The following is a 24,505-nucleotide window of genomic DNA, read 5'->3' as shown; positions in this document are numbered from 1 at the left end:
TCCCCAGAGTGTTAATTTTTGGGTTTGTGTGTTAGGTTCTCGTAAATTGTGAGTTTCTGAATGGTGCCTGTACTACACTTGATTTAGTCAGATCTTTTCCAGCCAATCGTTCTGTGTCAATAATTGATCGCATTCTGAGGAGTGGTTTGCCATGTTCGCGTTAAATATTACACGACACACAAATTTTCATCCTTATTTTCTTTTGAGCATGGGCTTTTTATGTCTTCGTTTGACTGTCGCGAAGTTGTTGCTTTTTGTTTCCCTGCCTGTTGTCGGCGTCGTTAATTTAATATTCAATAGATTCTTGGTCGAACGTGACGTTGTTCGTTAGGTGCTCTATTTGTATCTCCAGTGCATTTTTATTTAATGACTTAGAAGAAGTAGTTGAATGAATAAAATAATGTGACACTTAAGTGATCGAAAAGGTGATGAAATCAGTGGCAATTTATTGATAGAGTTGTTGATTTCTTGAGTCTTTCATTCTATACGACAAAGGTAGGTGTTTTCAGATTGAGGATGAATGTTCAGTCTACTTATGACATTCCGCCCGACCTGCAAGTGGCTGGAGGTTGCTCTGATTTGTAGGAAATGAATCAATATCTCGGTTGACCTTTCCGTTAAAAGGTTTTGAGTCCCTCTTTGATGAAATGGGCTTTTTTATTGTGCGAGTATTTGTCTAATTTATTGAGACAAAGATTACGTCTGTTTGTTATAATATACGAAAGGTGTAATTCTGGATGGAGGTGTGGAAGCTGGATGAAATAATTTTTCTTGAAGATGACTTTTTCAATAAGTTAAATACAGAGGAGGCCTATCATTTAGAGGCGAAGCATTTCGATGATTTTTGGCAAGTGTTATCGCAACAAGTTAGCACGCAAGTGGTCAATCAATTTGGGATTGGTCGTTTACTAGATTTAGGTCGCTTGGGTGATTCGGATAGTTATTCAATAGGTGGTTCTGTTAGTACGGTACATAATGCTGAGAATGACGTGTTTGTTTCGAGTGAGTATAGTTCGCGCTACAATGCCAGTTATGATCGGAGAAATTATGAAGGAAGAAAGATAAGTGAGACGCTTGATACGCGGATGTCTGTTACTAGGAAAAAGGATTTTCAACAACAGCCTGAGATTTATGATGGCTATACTGGGAAGGTTTTGCCTAAAACTGGGCAGGCACATCTTGATCATGTTGTATCTGCCAAGCGGATTCATGACAATAAGAAGGCGCGGCTCTTTCTAAGTGATGATGAGCGTAATGATCTGGCAATGAATGAAAACAACTTAACCTATACACATAGTTCACTGAATCAATCAAAAGGTGCAGAAAGCTTGAGTGATTGGCGACAGACTACGCAAAAGAAGCAGGACAAAAATAATGAAGAACGTTTTGAGGTCAAGGCAGAGTTGGCGGACAAAGTTGAAGCCAGGGCTGAAAAATTTGTGAATGTGAGGATTAACCAAGCTCAATTGCAGGAATTAAGGCAGGCCAGTATAAAGCAAGGACTGACGCAAATGAAGCGTCAGTTGGCCGGTTTAGTTTTATACAAGTTAAGTGATGTGTTTATCGCTGAAATGCAAGCCTTGATCCAACAGTGGGACTCCTTTCGAACTATGGAAGATAGAATTGACTATTTTAAGAATCGAATGCAAGTCATTAAAGAGAATGTGTTGGAGAGTTTACATCATATAAAGGATGAGTTTATCGGAACCTCTCTTAGTGGTTTTACTAGCGGCGTTGTCGGGGTGTTGATAACTACTTTGATGAATAGTTTTGTGACGACGAGTGCCCGTTTAGGGCGGCTCATTCAAGAGGGAATATCTAGCATTATTAGTGGCTTTAAATTACTCGTGACGAATCCGGATAAATTAGAAAAATCAGTTTTGATAGAAGAAGTCATAAAATTGATTGGTGTGGGGATTTCTGTTTCAATTGGCTTAATTTTAACGGACTTAGTGGATAAGAAATTGAGTACTTTCTTACCGAAAGAAATCGCCAATCCAGTAGCAACGGTTATTGGGGCAATGTTTACGGGCAGTATGAGTGCTGTCATTATTCATTTAGTGGATAATTTTCATGAAGTCATCCGCGAGGTTAATGTCCACTGGCGAAACATTAATGCTCACTTCACCATTTCAAAGCCTGAAATTATTGAAACGTACAATGAAGCGATTGCTAAAATTGATCATGAATACCAAGGTCTACTTCAAACGATTGCGCTGAAGTATCAGGAATTAGATCGCCTATCGGACTTAGCCTTTGATATTGAGTCGATGGCCAATGTTCAGTTTGAGCACAGTATCCAATATGTCAAAAAAATGCAGGTCGAGCCGACTAAACTCTTACAAACGGAAGGTGACATTGAGTCCTTTTTCTTAAGCTAATGGTGGCGACTTTGGGTTATAGGCTTGGTGTCTGTGGGATGGATTTTGGGCCTGCGGATTGTGGCTGGTAGGTTTCGGTAGTCGTGCTGCAGATTATAGCTTGCAAGTTACCGACTAAAGAAAAAGATAAATGGTTACGAGGGGGGACGCAGCTAATGTTGAATAAAGGTTTAAAGGAAGAATATACTGAAAAGTTGCAGATTGAAATGGATACGTATAATGGTATTCAAGCCGTTTTAGTCCAAAGTTCTGAAAATTTATACAAGGAAAGAAAACGTTTAGTGCGCCAGTTGAATAAAGCTTACCAGTATATCAATCGCTTAAAACATACACCAGAAGAGATCAATATTCAGATAGAGAAAATCAAATTGAATTTAGATGACTTTGAGAATTTGCTTAGTTATGCTGAAAAACAAGTCAATCAAGTGAACTTAAAGCATGCCATTACTTCATCGACGAGTGTAGTAACTGGAGCAGGTGTCGCTGCTTTTGCCCCGACTGTGGCCATGAGTGTAGCGACCACTTTTGGAACAGCTTCGACGGGAACAGCTATATCTGCCTTATCAGGCGCAGCATCAACCAATGCGGCTTTGGCCTGGTTAGGTGGAGGCAGCATAGCCAGTAGTGGAGGAGGTATGGTTGCTGGGAAAGCATTGCTAGCCTTAGCAGGGCCAATTGGTTGGACTATTGGTGGCGTTGGCTTAATTGGTGGTGTCCTTTCGATTAGCGGTAATAATAAACAAGCGGCTGTGCATGCCATGTCTAACTCAGCGAAAATCAGAGGACAGTCTAAAGCTATGGCTGCGATTTCGGCTGAAATTAATAAGATGAGCGAATTAAGCCGGAAGAATAAACATGGTATTCGTGTCATGATTGATCAACTCAATGCCTTGGAAATTACTGACTATCTTTCGACAACACAAGATGAAAAATACTTACTGGGTAGCTTTGTAAATAATGTGTTTTCAACAACGGATCTATTAAATGGGATCATCGGAGAGAGTGGGAAATTTGTTAATAAAGAATTGCAGCCCTTAATCGAGGATGAAACTTCCAACCGGAAAGCAGCTGCTGTAGGGCCAGTTTTTGATCAAACGTTTTTGCTCGATCTAATCGAACGACACGCAACAGCTATTAAACAGCTGCATAATTTCGGTATGGTAAAGCCAAACGGCTTGGTTCAACATGCAATTAAGCACATGGCAGCAGATATCATTGAAGAAGATATCGTGCTACTCTACAATCAATCGCTGACTAATCGAATGGATAAAGGTTTTATTTTAACCAAAGAAGAATTAATTGTGAATCAGATGTTCGAAGCTCCCTATAGGCTAAGAATTAAAGAGATAGAAGATGTGCATCAAAATGAAACGATTTTGACAATGGTCACGAAAGATGCGAAGCCGCACACGCTAAAACTTAAGAAGAATGATGCGGACAACTTAGGTAAGCTTCTAAGTGATGTCATCGGTTATTTAAACTCAATCTGCTAAGCTAAGCCTCGGGGAACCGAGGTTTTTAGCTGTTTTAAGAGCAATTAGAAACAAACAAAAAAAGACCAGCCTCAGCCAGTCTACCTCACGAACCCACTATTCAACTTCTCCAAACCCACCTTATAAAAGTCAACCAACTCATCCACCGCCTTTTGCACATCCAACTCCGTATCTAAATAATATAACTTAAAAGTCACCGGATCAAACAAACGCAAACACCGCGCCGCCTCCCCGTAATTGGCCAACACCTTCTCATAAGGCATCACCGTCGCATCCACCACCATCCCACCGGCCGCCTCAACCGACCAATTCTCTAATTGCGACCGATAATCCCGGTAGAAATCCACATAGGCTTTCAGATGCAAATCACCCGACACACCGAAATAATGACGCAACTCCTTGGAATCCTTACACCAACCACGCACCTGGGCGCCAAACAAATCAGCCAACAAACCAGCCGCCAACACAAAATTCTGCGTATGCGACCAAAAAGACGTCAACCTTGCACCACCAGCCGCCGCTGACCCAGCCGACCCACTTAAATAACCATTCATCCCCTGAACCGCCTCAATCGCAAACTCACACTGACGCATCACCTCACGCACCTGCATCTGCAAAGAACCCACTTCCATCAAATTCACCTCAACTTTATAATAACAGTATACCAAATAATAGCCCTAAATAGACTAAATATGATACGATGAACTAAAAGAAAATGGAGGCGCCACCATGTTAATCAGCACACAAAACCAGCCACACTTTCCGGACAAGTTGCACGATAAATTTTCTCACATAAAAGCCCTTGGCTTTGGCGGCTACGAAATAGACGGCCAACTTCTCCTGGAGTCTCACGAAGAAGTTAAGCGAGCCATCGACTCATCCGGCCTCCTTGTCACAACCGCCTGTGGCGGCTACGAAGGACACATAGGCGACGCCGACGAAAGCCGCCGTCAGCGTGCCATCCAAGAAATTGCTGCGATTTTATCCGCCTTAAAAGAAGTTGGCGGTCGCGGACTGGTCGTTCCAGCTGGTTGGGGCTTACATGATCAAGCTGGCACAAGAACACCCGCAGAAGACTTTGGAATACTAAGTGATTCCTTGCGTAAATTAGATGCGATAGCTGAAGCAACGGGCACATACGTGTACTTAGAACCCTTGAATAAGCAAGAAGATCATCTACTAAATACGCTCGAGCAAGCCCGTCGCTTAATCACCGAGAATAATCTAAAGAACGTCAAAATTATCGCTGACTTTTATCATATGTACCAAGAAGAAGCAGACATCGAACAAGCCTTGCGTAAAACCGGCGCTTACCTGGGTCATATTCACCTAGCAGACCATCACCGCTACCAGCCTGGCACGGGTGAAATTGACTTTCCTCACTATCTAAGCGTCCTGAAGGAACTAGGCTATACGGGGGATCTGGCCTTCGAATGCAGCGTAGATGGTGTTGACCCAGACAAAGCCTTGAAAGACTCACTGACTTATCTAGGTTCTTAAGCAAAGACGTGCAGGGGCTTCCAACTGAAAAGCGAAAAGAAAACGCCCTTTAACAAGGGGCGTTTTCTTTTAATATAAAGGATAATCCATTAAAGGTTGAGCGACCAAACGATTGAATACTTGACGCTATTGTTAATTGTGGATTGACTGGACAACACGAGCCGCTTGTTCGTGAAAACTAGTTAGCTAGTATCGACTCTAGCCTCCGCGAGTGTCAGCTGTAATCCTTTCAATTGTACTAGCCAGGTCATAATTGCCGCTGGCTTGTGTCAATCCCCCTGGATCATGACGAATCATTCAGTATAGTCGTCTTGATAGTTTCGGTCAATTCAAGTTGACACATCTATAAATCGTTGTGAAATTCTAGCGAGCGACAGCTTTATCTTTCCTAAGAGAATAATCGCAGACATCGGCCTAAAGCATCTAAACCACACCTGCCAACAAATTCAGCAAAAAAACCGCGCGTCATAATCTAAGAAAGCCCGGTTGTTTTTGGTTATAGTATCGAGTTGCTAAGATTAATAGGCAGCTCTTTGTCTTTGTTTTGGATAGCTTCTACCGCTTCTTATGCCAGATGATTTGATCCGTGAGTGAAACGTCGTCGGCACGACTTGGCTCAAATCGACCGGATACTCAAGGAATACAAGTGAAGCATCTACTACAAATCTCGGCTTGTTTAGAGGGTTTTATATTCCTTCACTTGAATGAAAACTAGCCCAAACCGTGTCAAACAGACACTAATAAGCCGCGCGGGCTATCGTAGACCTCTACGGCAGTACCGTAAAGCGGGCTTAAGATTTCGGGCCGGATGATTTCTGAAGGGGGCCCGAAATGTTGAATCTGGCCAGCTTGCATGGCGCAAATATGGTCAGAGTAGCGAGCGGCAAAGTTTAGGTCGTGTAGCACCATTACAATGGTGCGGCCTAAAGAATCAACCGCCTGACGTAAGTGATTCATCATTTGGACAGAATGCGCAATATCAAGATTGTTCAAGGGTTCGTCTAACAAGATGTAGTCGGTTTCTTGACATAAAATCATTGCCACATAAGCACGTTGGCGCTGACCACCCGAAAGTTCATCCAAGTAATAGTCAGCAAAGGGCTCTAAATTGAAGAATTCGATGTAGCGCGAGATGGCCTGACGGTCAACATCTGTCAGGCGCCCAGCCGAATGGGGGAAGCGCCCGAAACCAATCAGTTGGCGAACGGTTAGGCGAGTGACCAAATGATTATCTTGGCGTAAGATGGCTAGAACGCGCGCCAAATCGTTAGAAGGGGCATCAACCACGTTAAAATTGGCAACGTGAATGGATCCAGCATCCATCTTCAACAAGCGTCCAATCATCAGTAACATCGTAGATTTTCCGGCACCGTTTGGACCAATCAGTGATGTTAAGCCGGCCTGGGGGATGTTGAGTGTTAACGGGCCGACGCCGCGCGACTTAGTATAATATTTGGATACGGTGTTTAATTCTATCATGCTTTACCTCTTTTCATTAGGAGTGCTAAGAAGGTGAGACCGCCAACAAGTTCGATGATGAGGCTCACGACGCCTTGAGCGTTGAAAACGTGATACATCATGAAATAGGCGCCAGTCAAGATGCAATAACTCAGCAAGATGACGACAGGGAATTGGTAGCGGTGGTCAAAGGTAGGGACAATTTGATAGCTTAAGCTGGCTGCCAGGAAGCCCAAGAAAGTGATAGGACCGAGCAAGGCAGTTGAGACGCTCATCAAAATCGCAACTATCACTAGAATCTTGATGACACAATATCGATACTTGATCCCCAGGTTGATAGCGATAGCTGGTCCGAGTCTCATGGTGTTCATGCAGTTGGATGATGACAAGAGCCAGCCAATGGCGGCGACAACTAAAACAATCGCAATTGGAAAGCTCTCTGGATCAGCATTGTTGACTGAACCGAACAAACGCGCTTGCAGAATGTCGAATTCAGCCGGATCCAATAAGCGGCGCATAAAGGTAGATAAACTGCGCAAGGCTGTACCTAGCACAATGCCAACTAACAATAATAATTGCAAATTTTGCCGTGCGCCACTCAAGAGACGACTATATAACACTAGCGACAGACCAATCATCAAGCCGACTTGCAGCAAGAAGGCGCCGTTGCCACTGAAAGCTAATAAAACTGGTAGGCCACCAAAGAACAAGAGCCCCGTTTAGATGAGCGAGTGGAGCGCCTCGAAACCGAGTAAGGATGGCGTGATGATGCGGTTGTTGGCGTCTGTTTGGAAAGCGAGCGTGGCCACCCCCTGGCAAACTGCCCCAATTCCCATCGCAATCAGCGCGTTCAAACGGCGCCGTTTGGAGTGGCGGAACGTTTATTTATGTGCCCAAAGGAGTGCGGTGTGATATTCCACTGCAGACTTATTTTAGAATTAATAATGAGGGATCGGGTCAATTTGAACGCACGCTGATTATTGTCGACGAGGGCGCGAGTATTCATTATGTCGAAGGCTGTACTGCGCCGACCTATACGACGGCTTCCCTACATGCGGCGATCGTCGAAATTATCGTGAATAAAGACGCTTATTGCCGCTACACCACTATTCAAAACTGGTCGAACAACGTTTATAACTTAGTGACCAAACGCGCTCATACCTATGCTGGCGGTGTCATGGAATGGGTGGATGGCAACCTTGGGGCGCAAGTCACCATGAAATATCCGAGTGTCTTCCTTAAAGGTGAGGGGGCGCGTGGCACCATGTTGTCGGTCGCCTTTGCAGGAGCTGGCCAAATTCAAGATACCGGCGCCAAGATGATCCATCAAGCGCCCAATACGTCAAGTTCGATCGTGTCTAAATCGATTGCCAAAGATGGTGGCGAAGTCAATTACCGCGGACAGGTTTATTTTGGTGAAAATTCACAAGGGTCCATCTCGCATATTGAATGTGATACGATTATTATGGATGAATTATCGAAATCGGATACGATTCCTTATAATGAGATTCATAATGGAAACATCTCACTCGAGCACGAAGCGAAAGTCTCGCGTATTTCAGAAGAGCAACTGTTCTACCTGATGAGCCGCGGGCTATCCGAAGAAGAAGCCACTGGTATGTTGGTGATGGGCTTTGTCGAACCTTTTACCAAAGAGTTGCCAATGGAGTATGCGGTCGAACTCAACCGATTGATAGCTTATTCAATGGAAGGTTCTGTCGGTTAATCGCTAAACGTCACCGATTACTCGCCTAATAAGCCAATAAACTAGGAAACGAATGACAGCCTGTCGCACTCTGAGGAATTCTCATGGTACGACAGGCTGTTTAATAACTGCTTAAAAAAACTAAGAGCAAATATTAAGAGAATGAGTGTGATCCTTGCTAGCTAATATTTGATAGAGAAAAGCTGCTAAACCTGTAAGCCACAAGAACTGTTCATGAATGTATAATGTGCGTTAAGAAGTGAGAAAAAAAAAGAATGTCAAAAAACGTCAAAGAAATACTTGCTTTTTTTGTCTGAGTAGACTAAAATAAACAATGTAGTTAGCACTCGCTCGAAAGGAGTGCTAACCAATCAAAAAAGAATTTGGAGGGAACGTAATGTTAAAACCTTTAGGAGAACGCGTTATCATTAAAGTTGCTGAAGTTGAAGAAAAATCAGCTGGAGGCTTAGTACTTCCGAGCTCAGCAAAAGAAAAGCAACAAATTGGTGAAGTCATTGCAGTCGGACCTAGCATCGAAGCAGAAGATGGTGTAGCTGTCGGTGATCAAGTTATCTTTAAATCTTACACAGGAACTGAAGTAACGGACCAAGGTGAAACGTATTTAATTATTGAATTAGATGACCTTTTAGCAGTCTTAGCATAAATCTCAATTATATAATGTATTAACAACTAGCACAGCTAGTCAAACCAAATTTTTTTCAAGGAGTGAACGAAAGATATGGCAAAAGAATTAAAATTCTCAGAAGACGCACGTGAAGCTTTATTAAAAGGTGTCGACATATTAGCGGATACAGTGAAAGTGACATTAGGCCCTAAAGGTCGTAACGTGGTATTAGACAAAACTTACGGTTCACCACAAATCACTAACGACGGTGTCACAATCGCTCGTGAGATTGAATTAGAAGACCGTTTTGAAAATATGGGTGCTCAATTAGTCATGGAAGTTGCCTCTAAAACAAACGACGTAGCCGGAGACGGAACAACGACAGCAACCGTCCTAACACAAGCCATTGCGCGTGAAGGAATGAAAAACGTGACGTCAGGTGCTAACCCAGTTGGCATTCGCCGCGGAATCGAAAAAGCAACTAAAGTAGCAGTAGATGCACTTAAAGCACTATCTGTACCTGTTTCATCTAAAGAATCGATTGCTCAAGTAGCCGCTGTTTCATCTGGTGACGAAGCAATCGGTGAATTGATTGCTGAAGCAATGGAAAAAGTGGGGAAAGATGGCGTCATTACCATCGAAGAATCGCAATCCATCGAAACTGAACTTTCAGTAGTAGAAGGGATGCAATTTGACCGTGGTTACTTATCACAGTACATGGTAACTGATAATGAAAAAATGGTAGCTGATTTAGATAATCCATTAATTTTGATTACAGACCGTAAAATCGTCAACATCCAAGATGTGTTACCTTTATTAGAAAACATCATGCAATCAGGCCGTCCACTATTGATTATTGCTGAAGACATTGAAGGTGAAGCATTACCAACTCTTGTCTTAAATAAACTACGCGGTACGTTAAATGTTGTGGCTGTTAAAGCACCAGGTTTCGGTGACCGTCGTAAAGCGATGCTAGAAGATATCGCGATTCTAACAGGTGCAACGGTTGTCTCTGAAGAACTAGGCTTTGAATTAAAAGACGCAACAGTTGAACACTTAGGCAATGCAGGTAAAGTAACAGTAACTAAAGACAATACAACGATTGTTGAAGGTGCTGGTGAAAAGAAAGCTATCGCAGACCGTGTCGCAATTATCCGTGCGCAAGCTGAAGAAACAACCTCTAGCTTTGACCGTGAAAAATTACAAGAACGCTTAGCTAAATTATCAGGCGGTGTGGCTGTCGTTAAAGTTGGAGCAGCTACTGAAACTGAGCAGAAAGAACGTAAATTACGTATCGAAGACGCACTAAACGCAACGCGTGCAGCAGTTGAAGAAGGGATCGTCTCTGGTGGTGGATCTGCTTTAATCGAAGTACAAGCAGCCGTTGCTGAAACTGAAACAAGTACTGATGATGAAGCAACAGGTGTGCGTATTGTTACACGTGCCCTTGAAGAGCCATTACGTCAAATCGCAATCAACGCCGGTAAAGAAGGCGCAGTCGTAGTGAACGAAGTCAAACGTTCTGAAAAAGGCATCGGCTACAACGCAATGACAGACGTATTCGAGAACTTAATCGACGCTGGAATCGTTGACCCAACTAAAGTCACTCGTTCAGCCTTACAAAACGCCGCTTCAGTAGCAGCATTATTATTAACAACTGAAGCAGTCGTCGCAGAAATTCCAGTTCCAGAAGATCCATCAGCAGGCGCAGCCGGCATGGGTGGCATGGGCGGCATGATGTAAGACATTTAGACAGAACATGATTAATTAACCTCCACCTAGAAATGGGTGGAGGTTTTTTGGATTGAACAAACATAAAAAATTTTGAAGTATAAGACTATTATCAACTAAATAACTAAAAGATGTCATAAACCAATATGTAGGAAAGCGCATTCATTTAGAGGTGAATGATTTTACGGCTATATTAATGAACAAATGAGGCTATATAAAGGATTTTTAGTGTTATTCCCGCATGCGCGGGGGTGATCCCAGCTGTTGTTTTAATTGTTGCTGTGTCACCCAGTTATTCCCGCATGCGCGGGGGATTGTCTATCCTGTGACCTAGCGGACATGCGACGATACCGTTCTTCCCGTATACGCGGGGGGATTGTCAGCCAAGCGACTAACGCCTTCAAAGTATCCCGCTGATTGAAACGTTTCCGGTTGGTCTTTGTGTTCGCTTTGAAACAGCTCAAAGAAATTTTATTCGCCATCCGCTGACCGGTGGCTTCATCTAATTTACCAATGCTTTTTTCGCCGGATATTAGGTTCTCTTAGGCATTGAGGTAGCTTCGAAGGGTATAAGACACATAGTTGTTGCCATTAGCTTCGTTTTTATATGGGATGTGTTTGTTAGGCCAGTCTACTAATTGTCTTGCTTTCATCCTGTCACCTCTTTTCATGTATCTTATCATTACAGTAGACCCGACAGCGAAAAACAAGCTCGTCTCGTGAGTATTTCACGAGAAAGGCTGATATCATCTGCTTCTATCAACTTGTATACTATGATATTCATGGAATTGCGGCTACACCGCCATGAGGTGTGCTTTGTAAATGAATCAATGTGGGGCATTGTGACAGTCAGCTTTAAAACGGATTAATAGATCCTATCAAGGGCGTCAAAATATACATACGTTCACAAATATGTTAAAATACTTATCAAGTGATAAATGTTAATGTGAGGAGTGAAGTAAATGGAACGCTATTTAAAACTTTTTCTAACGGCTGCTGGTTATTTTTTAATTTTTGATATGTTGTGGCTATTAGTCATTTCGAAAAGCTTTTATCAGAAACATCTAGGGGAATTGATGGGCCAAGCTCGGTTAATGCCAGCGGTCGTATTCTATCTGATATATGTCGTTGGCATGATCTTTTTTGTTGTCAATCCAGCACTATTGAAGGATAGTGCGATGTATGCTGCTTTAGCCGGCGCCTTTTTGGGTTTTCTGTGTTATGCCACGTATGACTTAACCAATTTAGCGACACTGAAGGATTGGCCAGTCATTGTGACAGTCGTCGATTTAGTCTGGGGGACCAGTGTGACGGCAGCTGTTTCATGGCTAACGGTGGTAACAGCGACGTATTTTAATTGGGGGTAAGTAGTTTGGATCAAGGACTTAATCATCAGGAATATCAGCGTTTTAAGATGGCTTTTCAAGTAGGTGCCGAGCAAGTGATTGCTCACAAAAAAGAGCTCAATGCGATTAATGTGTTTCCAGTGTCTGATGGGGATACGGGGAGCAACTTGGCTTCCTTGATGCAAACGATCGTGGAACAAACGGGAGAGCAGTTGCCGTCAACTTTGGCATTTTTTGAGCGAGTGGCAGACGCTTCTTTAATTGGGGCGCGTGGCAACTCTGGTATCATATTGGCTCAGTATTTTAATGGGCTGTATGTGAATTTAATGAAAGAATCTGAGAGTGACATTGTTCAAAACTTTGCTAAAAGCGCTAAACTTGCGATTAAGGATGCCTATCAAGCCATCGAAAAACCTGTCGAAGGCACGATGATCACGGTAATTCGCTTGTGGGGTGAGGCGCTTGAAAGCCAACAGGCTGAGACACCATTAGAAATCCGTCTGGCAAAGGCCTTAGAAGTGGCTAAAGACGCCTTAGATAAAACAACGGAACAGTTACAGATATTACGTAAAAATCAAGTGGTTGATTCTGGGGCTAAAGGCTTTTATCTGTTTATTAGAGGGTTTACCCAAAGCTTTAATCGTCAGGAAATCCCCGAGTTAATCGTAAGTGATGAACCTTCGATGACGCGTGAGTTTCATCAGCGTCAGCTAGTGAGCGAAGCACCTCAACAGCGCTACTGCACGGAAGTGTTATTGGATCAAGTCAAGGTCAGTAAAGAAGTCATTCAAAGTGCCTTATCTTCACTAGGCGATTCGATGGTGGTGGTGGTGAGTCGGGGCAAGGCGCGGGTACATATTCATTCCAATCAGCCTTCCAAAGTGTTAGACATTTTGTCTTCTTATGGTCAACCGATTCAACAAAAGGCCGATGATATGTTATTGCAATATCAGGTCAGAAAATCCCCGAAGGCTAAGATTGCCTTGGTGACGGATTCGATTGCGGATATTCCAGCAGACTATTTATTGAGCCAGCAAATTCATGTGTTGCCGATAATGATTTCAATCGGCGAGGGTAGCTATTTGGACCGTTTAACGATTCAAAACAAGCAGTTTTTCACCTTACAGCAGGAATTGGGTGAAAGAGGCTCCTCATCTCAACCCAGTCTGCATCAAACTGAAACCTTATTTAACTTTTTAGACAATCACTATGACCAGGTCGTGGTGGTGACCGTCTCTAAAGAATTAAGTGGCACTTATCAAAGTGTAAAACGACTCGCAGAAAAAATATTACCGAGCGACCGTGTTAAAGTGATCGATTCTCGTCAGAATTCCGCAGCTCAAGGGCTGATGGTCATGCGTGTGAACCAATGGATTCAAGAAGGGCTGTCCTTTGAGACCATTAGTCAGAAAGTCGATAATCTGTCTGAGCAAGTGGGTATCCTAGTCAGTGTGGATGATTTGGAACCAATGATTCAATCGGGGCGAGTGCCACAAGCGATTGGACGCATGGCACAAAAGCTCCAATTAAAACCTTTAGTGAGCTTGGAGCAAGGGCAAGGGAAGTTAAGTAATTTTTCCTTTAGCCAGGCAGGCAATGAGCGCAAGATGCTGAAGAAAATAAAGGCCTATCACAAGCAGAATCTGCTACTCAATTATGCGATTGTCTATGCGGGTTCGTCCGATCGCGCGGAACAATGGCAGGCAGAATTAACGACAAAATTAGGCTTCAAGCCCTCGTTCGTGATGCTGATTTCGACCGCCGTGGCACTCAGTGCTGGTGACGGATCCGTGGCCATTGGATTCGAATTTAAAGAAGGAGTGATGTTCAAATGATTATAGGTATCATAGCGAGTGTCGTGAGTATTTATTTCATCGGATGATTTGTTTTAGCTCAATATCTACAGGACAACTCGATTGTCGATATCGCTTGGGGCTTCGGTTTTGTGATTGTTGCCGTGACGGGCTATCTAGTCATGCCTGAAGTGACACGGGTGAGCCAATGGACTGTCTTGCTCGTGAGTATTTGGGGAATGCGTCTGGCCTTGCATTTAGCGAAACGTAATATAGGCAAAGGCGAAGATTTTCGCTATGTTAATATGCGTAAACGCTGGGGGACAGACTTTCCAAGATTAAAGGCTTTTCTAAACGTCTTTGTTTTACAAGGTGTCTTACTGATGATTGTATCGATGCCGATTCTCTTTGTCATGACGGGAACATCAAACCAGTTTTACTGGTGGAACGGTGTAGGAATTGCTTTTTGGTTGCTTGGCTTTGCTTATGAAGTCGTCGGTGATTATCAACTCGCCCAATTTAAGAAGAATCCTCAAAACAAAGGTAAATTACTGACAACGGGTCTATGGTCAACCACACGGCATCCAAATTATTTTGGTGAAGCCTGTCTTTGGTGGGGGATTTTCCTTGTCACATTGAATGAAGGACGAAATGCTTGGGGAATTATTGGGCCAATCGTGATTACTTTACTACTATTATTTGTATCCGGCGTGCCCCTACTAGAAAAGAAATACAAAGAGCGAGCTGATTTTAAAGATTATGCTGACCAAACAGCGCTATTTGTGCCATTTATCGGCAAAAAAGGACTCAAATAAGCGATTCTAGACTGAATAGCCAATGGATTTTTATTAAATACACCATCCAAAGTCAGGCGTCTGACTGGCGGTTGATGTCATCCTAAATAAATGAGTGTCAAGTAGGGCAGGTATCAAGCATACTAGCGCATTGTAGAGGGGCCAATGGCTTGTGTCTTTATGAAAGAATGAAGAGAACTTTGACACAGCTCTACCCTAAAGGATAGTCTGTCAAGCTTTTCTTTGAAGGAATAGGCATCACGCGACTAAGCCATTCGCATAGTCAGGATATTAGTGGTTAGCCAAGAATCACAATGAGGATAGTTTTAGAAATTGAATGCCTTGAATATCCTCGTAAGCAAGTTGGTAGAAGTAGATGATAATAAGCCTTTCTCGTGAAATACTCACGAGAAAGGCTTGTTTTTTCGCTGTCGCGCTTATTAAACATCGTGACAGGCGACTTTTTTTGGCATTCATGATCTATTTAAACGCAAATAACCGTCGCTCAAAACGCGAAGGTCGTGAAAAGTTAGAAGAAGAAAGCGCAGAAATTAATGGACTTATGATGCGTCACTGCTTAAAACACTCATAACATACTAACCATAAAGCCTTCGTAGTCAAGGGGAATAGTAAATTTTATGAAAATTTGCCATCTGCTCTTTGACGGTCGATTTCACTGTTGAGTTTCTCTCCCGGTGCAAACACACGTTCCCAATTATCAGGATTCAGTATTTTGGAAGTAAGGGGTCATAATGTACTTGCCCCTTTGGGAATAATTTACTCATATTGGCTCAAGATTAAGGCTTAATAGAGAAAAAAGAATCGTAAGTGACCTACAGTCAATCGATGAGTGCGTCACCTTATTGGACTAAAGGAGCTTAACAGGTCGTTACTGGGTGAGTGTTTAGTCTTTGGCTTTGTCAATGATTAGGCGTAAGCTACCGAAGAGGATATTTTTTTAAGAGAGTTTCTTAAGCGATAATCGCTTGCATGCTGTCCTATAAGAAGTCGACTTTGACAAGGAAGTTGCACACCGTACCTTAAATGCTGCAAAGCTGATTTATGCTTAGGAGACGAAAGTGAATACCTTTCTCGAGCCATTACCTTGACTGTAGCAGATACATAACGAGCGCAGCTGACTGAGTCAAACTCAAGGGTTGTGTTCTTTGTTTGTGGTGAGCTATAACAAGTTTACTCAGCAAGAAAATCAACCAACTAAAAAAAGTTAGCTTAATTGAGCTAAAAGTCATTAGAAGCATGGATGAACTTAGCGCTTTCTCCAGTAAAGCATCGCTGACAAGAACTATTAAGTGACATGTGTACGAAGCAATAAATTGTGAAGGAATAGTCAAGCAAAAAACTGGCGGTATTTTTTTAGTGCTTTTAGACTTGAAGCCCCCGCTAATCTAGGATACACTATATCTGTCAAGACACCTTTGCGATGAATTAATACCAATAGTGAGTCGATTGTCGATGAAATAAGAGAGTGATTTCTCTAGTAAAGTGAATTAATGAACAATCAGTGGCGCAATCAGGCAAGTCTTTGCAGAAGCCTCCTGGCGATGTGTCAGAGTGTTTGTCGCTGAGAGAATTTATTTACGCATACTGTACGGTTTTTGATTAAGCAATAGGGAGTAAAAATGATTGGGAGTGTGTAAAAATGAAGAAAAAATCTAAGTTGTACTTATCGTTAGTGTTGTTAGTAGGGGTGGTTGTAAATGCGGCAGGGGCGCTCACTCGTGTGCTGGCACAGACAGAAACGGATGCAACGACTGGAGCAAGTGAAGCGATGTATGACTATACTGATCCGGCCAGTTTAGAAACATCTTATGATGTGATCGTGATTGGAGCGGGTGGGGGTGGTATGGCCGCTGCCATCTCAGCCAAAGAAGCCGGAGCCAACGTGGTCATTTTTGAAAAGATGCCGATTGCCGGTGGGAACACGATGAAATCGTCAGCAGGTATGAATGCGTCTGGAACGAAGTTTCAAGAAGCAGAGGGCATTGAAGATTCAAATGACTTATTCTTCGAAGAAACCTTAGCGGGTGGTAAAGAAACAAATGACCAAGAGTTGTTACGCTTTTTCGTTGATCACTCTGCACCAGCGATTGATTGGCTCGATTCAATGGGAATTAGCCTGAGTAATTTAACCACAACCGGGGGCATGAGTGTTGAAAGAACCCACCGTCCTGCAGACGGCTCTGCTGTCGGACAATATTTGGTTGATGGCTTATTAAAGAATGTTTTTGATCATGAAATCCCTCTGTTTGTTAATGCAAATGTTCTAGAGATTCTGCAAACAGAAGGCGCAGCTTCCGGTGTATCAATTGAAATCAATGGTGAAACCGTGGAAGTTCAAGCCAAAGCCGTGATTGTAGCAACAGGTGGGTTTGGTGCTAATTTCGACATGGTGGTCGAATATAACCCTGACTTAGAAGGCTTTGTGACAACGAACCATGACGGCGCAACTGGTAGTGGAATCGCGATGGCGCAGCTATTAGGTGCTGCCGTTGTCGATATGAAAGAAATTCAAATTCATCCGACAGTCGAACAAGAAACATCCTACCTAATTACCGAAGCCGTTCGTGGTGAAGGCGGGATTTTGGTAAATCAAAGTGGTGAACGATTCTTTAACGAACTCGATACACGCGATAATGTATCGGCAGCGATTATCGCCTTGCCTGAGCAATATGCGTATGTCGTTGTGGACGAAGCCTTGAAAGAACGTGTCAAAGCTTTGAATCAATATGAGTCAATGGGCTTAGTCGTTAAAGGCGAGACCATCGAAGAACTAGCTGAACTAACTGGTATGCCCGCAGACGCCTTACAAGCAACACTGAGTCAGTGGAATGAAAGTGTCACAAATCAAAGTGATGAAGCCTTCGGTCGTACGACCGGTATGGCGATTGGTTTAGAACAAGCTCCTTTCTATGCAATCAAGATAGCCCCAGGCGTGCACCATACGATGGGCGGGTTGAAAATTAATACTAATGCTGAAATCTTGAATGAAGCCGGCGAAGTGATCCCTGGACTATATGCTTCTGGCGAAGCGACAGGTGGCCTACACGGGAAGAACCGTATTGGTGGAAACGCAGTAGCGGATATTATCATCTTCGGTCGTCAAGCCGGTCAAATGGCTGCAGAGTTTGTCCAAGAATAAGTCCTCTTCACTTTCCTTAGGAAGAGTCGATTGGATTAAAAGCAACATATAAGGATTATCTAACACAAGAAGCCTCTGTGGAAGGAACACGAATGCGTGTCTTCTACAGGGGTTTGTTGTTGTAAATTGTAGACAGGCGGGCGGTTCATGACTTGAACGATGGGGCGCTGTGACTAGCTTTCTTAGTTAAGCATCGCTATTTGGTAACGTTCTTGATAAGATAAATGTCTTCCTTTTCGTGAAATTGTTCTTGCGTCATGTGAATTCAGCCTTGTCGATTGAGAGTTGCCATAACGTCAATATAAGATGAAATTCACGTGGCGTTTTTTTTGACGTCTGTTTGAGCGGGCTAACTTTATTATAGAATCCCCCTTGCGTGATTGGGACAAATAGTTAAAATCTATCAGTCACTACAAAAGTGCGGAGGTTAACGTACAGTTGAAAGAAGCAGTCCTAAACAAGCGTCATTTGCTTGAATGAATGGGACGGGTTTTATTAGAATCAACCCACGAATTTAACTTAAAGCACGGATGAACAAGCGGATCTAATTAAATTTCCCTTCTCTTGTTTGCCGTTGAATCTCTTGCTTAATTTTCTCCTCGGGTGCATAGTCATGCTCCCAATGATCAGGCTTGAGTACTTTATGAGTGACCGGATCATAATGAGGTTCTCCATCCGGGAATAGCTTTCCCATATTCGCTTGGTGGATAACTTCCATTATTGGTTGAGGATTGACACCAAGTAATGAGAAGGAACCATACGTAAAGTACAGTAAGTCGCTCAGGGCATCGACTTGTTCCACTAAAGGATCGGTGACTGGACGATTTTGTGTTAGGATTTTCTCCTTAGACTTGTCAATGGCGACGTGCAAGCTATTGACAGCTGCTTCGAATGTGTCAGGATTATTCTCGCTGATGCTGTAAATAAACTCAACAATTTCTTCAATCTTAAATGAAGCCCGGTCTATCGTTTTCTTCTGGTTAAAGGCAGTCGGTTCGTCAGGGATTGTCGGGTCAAACGTCCGATGGAATTCTTCAGTCATGTCAAATGGATTCATTAATAGCGCCTCCTTAGATTATATAGCAATACTCTTTGATTATAGTGCTTCGTCCTTAAATTGGAAAGAATGATGGAGAATTTAGCACGATTGCGAGATGTTAGTAGCTTCCTCCACTGTTTCCAAATATGAACTGTCTATTAAACGGTGAATAAAAAGTATATAAAAGGTGTTAATTTATAAAGATTAAACCATTGATTTGTGCTTACCTGTAGCGATATCAAGTGTTGTCATAATGGCAAATAGATAGGAAGAAAAGCCATAATTAAGACAAGCAAGTGTCGCTAAAGTCATCCAAGTGGTCTATTACGACATCCAGCTAATTGAGAGTCATGAAAACGCGAGCGGATGAAAGCTTCTAATGTCACTAGCCTTTATAGAGATAAGCACTTCACCAAAGAAAAACCGCCCCAAAATCCCCCAGAACAACAGTTCTGGCTAAATACTCAAACAGAACTTTGAATTTTCTATGAAATTTACACGTGAAATAGATGACTATAATTGTTTTTAAAGGAGAATCATGTAGAATGATTACATAAACATATGAACTGAATATCGTTTAAAATGAATACCGTTTAAATAGGTTACTTGTGACGAAAGAAAGGCACAAGTAAAGCAGTTCGATGTCACTCATTTCTTTCATAGGAAGAACTCTAGAATAAAGCACACAAAAGTGAACGGGCTGACGCTAATTCGGCTCAAATAACTCAAGGAAGGTCTTGTAAGATGATGATGAAGAAATTAATAGGTGTAAGTCTGGCGCTAGTCGTTTTAGGTTTAACAGTGGGCCTGCTTGGCAAGCAGTATTATGCGGAGCGTTATTATTATAATACCGAATTTGCCTCGGTAGATATTAGTAACTTAACTCAAGCGGAGGCTAATGATAAAATCATAGAGAGTTTCTCGCAACAGGTCATCAATTTTAATGAAGCTGATAGACAGTGGGAGGCGCTGACTCCAAATGATTTAGGGCTGACCATTCAAGCGGAAGAAGCATTGGCCTTATTAATGTCTCAGCAGCATAAGCAGAACTGGCTCTTAGGTGCGCTAACGGATACACCGGTTGACGACGACCTTCAAGCTTTAATTAGCCTTGATGACGCCCGCCTTCAAGCAGTCCTAGAGGCCAATAACCAAGCCAATGGACCTAGAAGCCTGCCAGAGGATGCGAAACTTCGCTATTCAGAATCGCAAGGTTATTTAATTGAAGCAGCCCAAACAGGAACGCAAGTCGATATATCCAGCTTGAAAAAGCAAATCATCGAAGCGATGGTCCAACAAGACACAGTCGATGTCAGTCGAGCGTACCTTCAACCGACGATCACAGCCGACGATCCAACGCTTGTCTCAGAGCTAGAACAGATTCAAGCGTTAACTTCAATGGAAATTACTCTCACCCTTGCAGGTTACGAAGAAGTCATCACACCGGAAATGATTTATAGTTGGTTGCTTTTGGATGAGGACGGCGCTTACTCTTTCGACGAAGAGATGATTTACGACTATCTTGGCACGCTGAATGATGCTTATGCGACCTATGATGACTATCGCTACTTCAACAGTACGCTGCAGGGAGAAATACAATTAGAACCTGGCACATTAGGTTGGTCGATTGACCGTGAGGTGGAAACACAGGCTATTCTGGATGATTTAAAAGCGGGTGAATCGGTGACGAGAGAGCCAGCGATTGTCGGCATCGGTTATAATGGGTCGCTGGATGATATTGGTATTAGCTACATTGAAGTCGATATGACCTATCAAATGATGTACGTGTATATTGACGGGGTGGCGGTCATTTCGACGCCGATTGTGACCGGTCAGATTGGAACCAACACGGTGCCTGGTGCTTATGCGGTTTGGAATATGGAGTCACCTTCACAATTGACGGGTTATAATCCACGGACTGAAAAAGAGTATGTCCAACCGGTTGATTACTGGATTGCTTTTGATTATACCGGTCAAGGGGTACATGATGCGAATTGGCAACCAACGTTCGGAGGCGACGCCTACTTAACCAACGGTTCTCTAGGTTGTATCAACACGCCACCTGACGTAATGGCCCAACTCTACAACTACGCCTATAATGGCATGCCAGTGCTGGTTTTCCAATAGGTCAGAATATGCCTATTATTCATGTAGACAAGAAGGGGAGACATCCTCTTCTTTTTTTATGGAGAGTTTAACATGCTCATAATAAGTCCAGAAAGCAATCATCCGTGTGGGAGACACCCAAGACCTGGCGGGTCAAGTGGATTCGAATGAGGACATGGCGTTAATCAGTCAACAAGTGAGCTGACTGATGACGTAGGCCCTGTTTTTTATCGTTCATTTAGCGTGAGCTCTTTTAACTATGCATAGTTTTAAACAATTCAGTGCGGCATAAAAATAAGCTTGAGAGCTCTTTATACGTTTGATTGTCATGGAGATTAAGGACTCTATTCTCCCTGAAAAAAATGAATCCGCATACATAAATGTGTTGACGAAGCAAAATCTATAGGTTATAATCATTTACGTAAACGTTTAACAAGTTGATATGACAGCGTTCGTAACTCTGTCAGGAAAGGGGGATTAGATTGGCTACTACAATTAAAGATATTGCTAAACAGGCTAATGTATCGATCGCAACTGTTTCAAGAGTGATCAATCAACTAGGCGGCTACAGCCAAGAAGTAGAAGAGAATGTGTTAAAAATTGCTAAAGAGTTGAATTATCACAAGAACGAAAATGCAATCAGCTTAGTAAAAAATGTGTCGAATATTATTGGGATTATTATGCCAACGGTCGATTCTTTCTATTATTCAAATATTGTAAATGGGATTGAGGATGCCGCTAAGAAACACGGCTATAGTGTAATCCTTATGCATGCAGGTGTAGAAGGAGAGAATTTCAAAAGTTGTTTGAATCTAATGGCTGAGCGCCGAGTAGATGGCATCGTGGCATTCTCGATATTTGTTGAACAAGAGGGCGTTGCTTTAGTAAAATCGCTCAATATTCCGATTGTGCTTTTGTCAACCGAGGCAGTCGAAGACTCAATCCCCTATATAAAAGTGGATGACTATTCAGCAGCTTTTGAAGCGACAGACTATTTGGTAAGAAATGGCCATCAGCGAATTGGCTTGGCTGGGGTTAGCCCGATTGATCCAATTGCTGGAATTCCACGAATCAATGGTTACCGCGATGCTTTGAAGCAAAATGGGATACCAATTGAAGAAGAACTGATATATTTCGGTGACTATAACTTCACCTCTGGTAAAAAAGCCATGGAATACTATATTCAAAACGACATTGCTTTGACCGCAATATTTTGCGTGAGTGATGAGACGGCGCTAGGCGTCATTTCAGAATGCAATAAACAAAATATTATAGTGCCTGAGGATTTATCGGTGATAGGTTATGATAATTCAAAAATTTCATCAATGGTAACACCGACAATTACGACTATTTCACAACCGTTTTATGAAATGGGAAATCTTGGCTGCGAAAGTTTAATTCTTTCGATTCTTAAGAAAAAAGAAATTCTTTCCGAGATTGTACCTTTTACTTTGGTTGAACGTAATTCAGTAAAAAAGTTATTATAAAATAACTTTATTCGCATTACGTAAACGTTTAACCTGTTGAATATACAGCCTTCTTAAAAATTTTAAAAAGGCTATTCGTAAAGATTTATTCTGAAATCAAGTAAATTCATTATCATTAGTGAAATTACTTGATTTCAAAATGGAAATAGAAAAGGAAAGGAGAATATAAAGAGAAGCTTGAATTTATTATTCTGATTACGTAAACGTTTAACTAAAAGAAAGTAGGGGAAATGATGAAAAAATTATTAGTAGGTATGCTTTTAGGTTCAGCTGTTTTGTTAAGTGCATGTGGATCAGCAGAGGAGGCGCAGCGAACGGCAGAAGGTAACCTGATTGTAACTTTAGGTCAACAGACTCAGCAAAACTCAAAGTTACCGGAAGGCGATAGTTACGCCGATAATGCATACAGACGTCTCGTCAAAGAAAAACTAGGCGTTCAATTAGAAAGTGCCTTTGAAGCAAATGGCGACGAGTATACGCGCCAAGTTTCCTTAGCAATTGCGGCAGGTGAGATACCTGACATCATGGCTGTCAGCAGAGACGAGTTAGAAGAATTGGCAGAGAATGGTTTAATCGAAGACTTAACCGAAGTTTATGAAGAATATGCTAGCGATCACATCAAGTCAATTTATGACTCTTTCGATAATGTTCAGTTGAATGCTGCAACAATCGATGGACAATTAATGGCATTACCAGGAACAGCTAACGATTTCGGACCGAACATGGTTTGGATTCGTCAAGATTGGTTGGACGATTTAAATATTGAACTGGACGAGGATGGGAATAATGCAATTACTTTAGATGAGTTGGTCGAAACTGCGACGATATTCCAGGAAGAAGATGCTGGAGGAACTGGAAAAACCAAAGGCCTGGCATTAGCGTACTGGTTAACATCCGGAGACCACGGTGGTTCAGGCTATACAGCAACCGCCATATTCAACGCATTCGGAGCCTATCCAAAAACTTACCTAGAAGGCGAAGATGGAAATTTAGTGTACGGCTCTAATACAGAAGAAATGAAAGAAGGTCTAACCTTCTTGAATGAACTCTTTACGCAGGGCATTTTAGATCCACAATTCGGAACTCGTACTTACGATGATATTAATGCAATGATGGTCAACGGAGAAATCGGTATCGTACCCGGACCTTGGCATTTTCCAGACTGGGGCTTAGTTCAAGCAAAAACAGCAAACCCTGAAGCGGTTTTCACGCCATTTGCGATTGAAAACGAAGATGGCACTGTCAATGGAGTCAATAAACCAGGAGTTGGTAGTTTTGTAGTCGTTAGAAAAGATTTCGAAAGACCTGAATTAGCGATTGAAATGATTAATTTAATCTTTGATGAAGTCGCAAATTCTGAAGATATGGAAACAGAATTCCCTGAGATTTATGAATACGCCCAATTGGCGGTTGATGGATCTATCCGACCTGTAAATATTGAAATGTTCAAAAATCTAAGTGAGATTGATGATGCAGTCCTAGCATCGGATGCAGCCTTAGGTAACTCAAGTATCGAGGCTATTGATAGCTTTATCGTTCAGAATAATGCACTTAAGATTAAGGCGTTTCTAGATGACTCAGCAGCTTCTGATCCAACCGATTGGTCCGTGTATGCGTCACGCTTATTGGCTGTCAATAATGTCATGAATGGCGTACGACAAGCAGGCATTTACAATGAAGTGAATCCAGTTGCAATCTTTGAAACCATTGAAGCAAGCGAGCGTAACGGGGCTCAAATCAACAAATTGGAAGAAGAAACCTTCATCAAATTTGTGACGGGTGAAGAGACACTCGAAAACTTTGAGCAATATGTAGAAACGTGGGGCCAACAGGGGGGGACGGCGATTCTAGAAGAAATGCAGTCAATCAACAAAGAAAATAATTAAT

The 24,505-nt window shown here is 42.4% G+C and carries 15 protein-coding genes and 3 pseudogenes; 14 read left to right on the top strand and 4 right to left on the bottom strand.

Annotation, left to right across the window (positions count from 1 at the left end; translation table 11 throughout):
* The first annotated feature begins 737 nt into the window (after positions 1-737).
* Positions 738-2,381 (top strand): hypothetical protein, encoded by a 1,644-nt coding sequence (locus tag ACTQ5J_RS04445; RefSeq protein ID WP_441750905.1) that lies wholly within the window; start codon positions 738-740, stop codon positions 2,379-2,381.
* Between the two features lie 479 nt (positions 2,382-2,860).
* A pseudogene (locus ACTQ5J_RS04440) lies at positions 2,861-3,085 on the top strand (hypothetical protein); the annotation flags it as partial.
* Positions 3,086-3,954: 869 nt separating this feature from the next.
* Here the strand turns inward: ACTQ5J_RS04440 and ACTQ5J_RS04435 are convergent.
* Positions 3,955-4,506 carry a hypothetical protein gene (locus tag ACTQ5J_RS04435; protein WP_441750904.1) on the bottom strand — a complete coding sequence of 184 codons (552 nt, stop codon included), beginning with the start codon at positions 4,504-4,506 and terminating at the stop codon, positions 3,955-3,957.
* Positions 4,507-4,603: 97 nt separating this feature from the next.
* Between ACTQ5J_RS04435 and ACTQ5J_RS04430 the strand changes: the two genes are divergently transcribed.
* Positions 4,604-5,374: a sugar phosphate isomerase/epimerase family protein gene (locus ACTQ5J_RS04430; protein WP_441750902.1), complete on the top strand. Its 771-nt coding sequence runs from the start codon at positions 4,604-4,606 to the stop codon at positions 5,372-5,374.
* Between the two features lie 726 nt (positions 5,375-6,100).
* Here the strand turns inward: ACTQ5J_RS04430 and ACTQ5J_RS04425 are convergent.
* Both ACTQ5J_RS04425 and ACTQ5J_RS04420 read right to left on the bottom strand, forming a co-directional pair.
* Positions 6,101-6,853, bottom strand: coding sequence for an iron ABC transporter ATP-binding protein (locus ACTQ5J_RS04425; RefSeq protein ID WP_441750900.1), 753 nt, complete (start codon positions 6,851-6,853; stop codon positions 6,101-6,103).
* The gene (locus ACTQ5J_RS04420; protein WP_441750898.1) at positions 6,850-7,542 is read right to left on the bottom strand and encodes an iron chelate uptake ABC transporter family permease subunit; all 693 of its coding nucleotides are present in this window, start codon (positions 7,540-7,542) and stop codon (positions 6,850-6,852) included. The genes ACTQ5J_RS04425 and ACTQ5J_RS04420 overlap by 4 nt, the downstream gene beginning before the upstream one ends.
* Before the next feature lie 140 nt (positions 7,543-7,682).
* Between ACTQ5J_RS04420 and sufB the strand changes: the two are divergent.
* From sufB to ACTQ5J_RS04380, 8 genes and pseudogenes are all read left to right on the top strand, one after another.
* A pseudogene (sufB, locus tag ACTQ5J_RS04415) lies at positions 7,683-8,558 on the top strand (Fe-S cluster assembly protein SufB); the annotation flags it as partial.
* A gap of 376 nt (positions 8,559-8,934) precedes the next feature.
* A complete protein-coding gene (locus ACTQ5J_RS04410) occupies positions 8,935-9,201 on the top strand; it encodes a co-chaperone GroES (protein WP_441750896.1) in 267 nt (88 codons plus the stop codon).
* A gap of 75 nt (positions 9,202-9,276) precedes the next feature.
* A complete protein-coding gene (gene groL, locus ACTQ5J_RS04405) occupies positions 9,277-10,905 on the top strand; it encodes a chaperonin GroEL (RefSeq protein ID WP_441750894.1) in 1,629 nt (542 codons plus the stop codon).
* Between the two features lie 950 nt (positions 10,906-11,855).
* Positions 11,856-12,260, top strand: a complete 405-nt coding sequence (locus ACTQ5J_RS04400; protein WP_441750892.1) for a DUF2177 family protein — start codon at positions 11,856-11,858, stop codon at positions 12,258-12,260.
* A 5-nt stretch (positions 12,261-12,265) separates the two neighbouring features.
* Positions 12,266-14,074, top strand: coding sequence for a DAK2 domain-containing protein (locus ACTQ5J_RS04395; RefSeq protein ID WP_441750891.1), 1,809 nt, complete (start codon positions 12,266-12,268; stop codon positions 14,072-14,074).
* A pseudogene (locus tag ACTQ5J_RS04390) lies at positions 14,071-14,847 on the top strand (DUF1295 domain-containing protein). Before ACTQ5J_RS04395 ends, ACTQ5J_RS04390 begins: the two are co-directional and overlap by 4 nt.
* A 445-nt stretch (positions 14,848-15,292) precedes the next feature.
* The gene (locus ACTQ5J_RS04385) at positions 15,293-15,418 is read left to right on the top strand and encodes a hypothetical protein (protein ID WP_441750889.1); all 126 of its coding nucleotides are present in this window, start codon (positions 15,293-15,295) and stop codon (positions 15,416-15,418) included.
* Between the two features lie 1,068 nt (positions 15,419-16,486).
* Positions 16,487-17,986, top strand: a complete 1,500-nt coding sequence (locus tag ACTQ5J_RS04380) for a flavocytochrome c (RefSeq protein ID WP_441750887.1) — start codon at positions 16,487-16,489, stop codon at positions 17,984-17,986.
* A gap of 544 nt (positions 17,987-18,530) precedes the next feature.
* On the opposite strand, the gene ACTQ5J_RS04375 is transcribed toward ACTQ5J_RS04380, so the two are convergent.
* A complete protein-coding gene (locus tag ACTQ5J_RS04375; RefSeq protein WP_441750885.1) occupies positions 18,531-19,043 on the bottom strand; it encodes an HAD family hydrolase in 513 nt (170 codons plus the stop codon).
* A gap of 726 nt (positions 19,044-19,769) precedes the next feature.
* On the opposite strand from ACTQ5J_RS04375, the gene ACTQ5J_RS04370 reads away from it, so the two are divergent.
* From ACTQ5J_RS04370 to ACTQ5J_RS04360, 3 genes are all read left to right on the top strand, one after another.
* Entirely contained in the window at positions 19,770-21,152 is a 1,383-nt protein-coding gene (locus ACTQ5J_RS04370; protein ID WP_441750883.1) for a L,D-transpeptidase family protein, read from the top strand.
* A gap of 461 nt (positions 21,153-21,613) precedes the next feature.
* A complete protein-coding gene (locus ACTQ5J_RS04365) occupies positions 21,614-22,618 on the top strand; it encodes a LacI family DNA-binding transcriptional regulator (RefSeq protein ID WP_441750881.1) in 1,005 nt (334 codons plus the stop codon).
* Between the two features lie 233 nt (positions 22,619-22,851).
* Positions 22,852-24,504: an extracellular solute-binding protein gene (locus ACTQ5J_RS04360; protein ID WP_441750879.1), complete on the top strand. Its 1,653-nt coding sequence runs from the start codon at positions 22,852-22,854 to the stop codon at positions 24,502-24,504.
* Position 24,505: the final 1 nt, after the last annotated feature.

Origin of the sequence: Fundicoccus sp. Sow4_F4 (genome assembly GCF_052116145.1) — a bacterium.
GTDB lineage: Bacteria > Bacillota > Bacilli > Lactobacillales > Aerococcaceae > Fundicoccus.
Note: the sequence above shows the minus strand (reverse complement) of the source record. Positions and strands in the feature narration are given on the sequence as shown.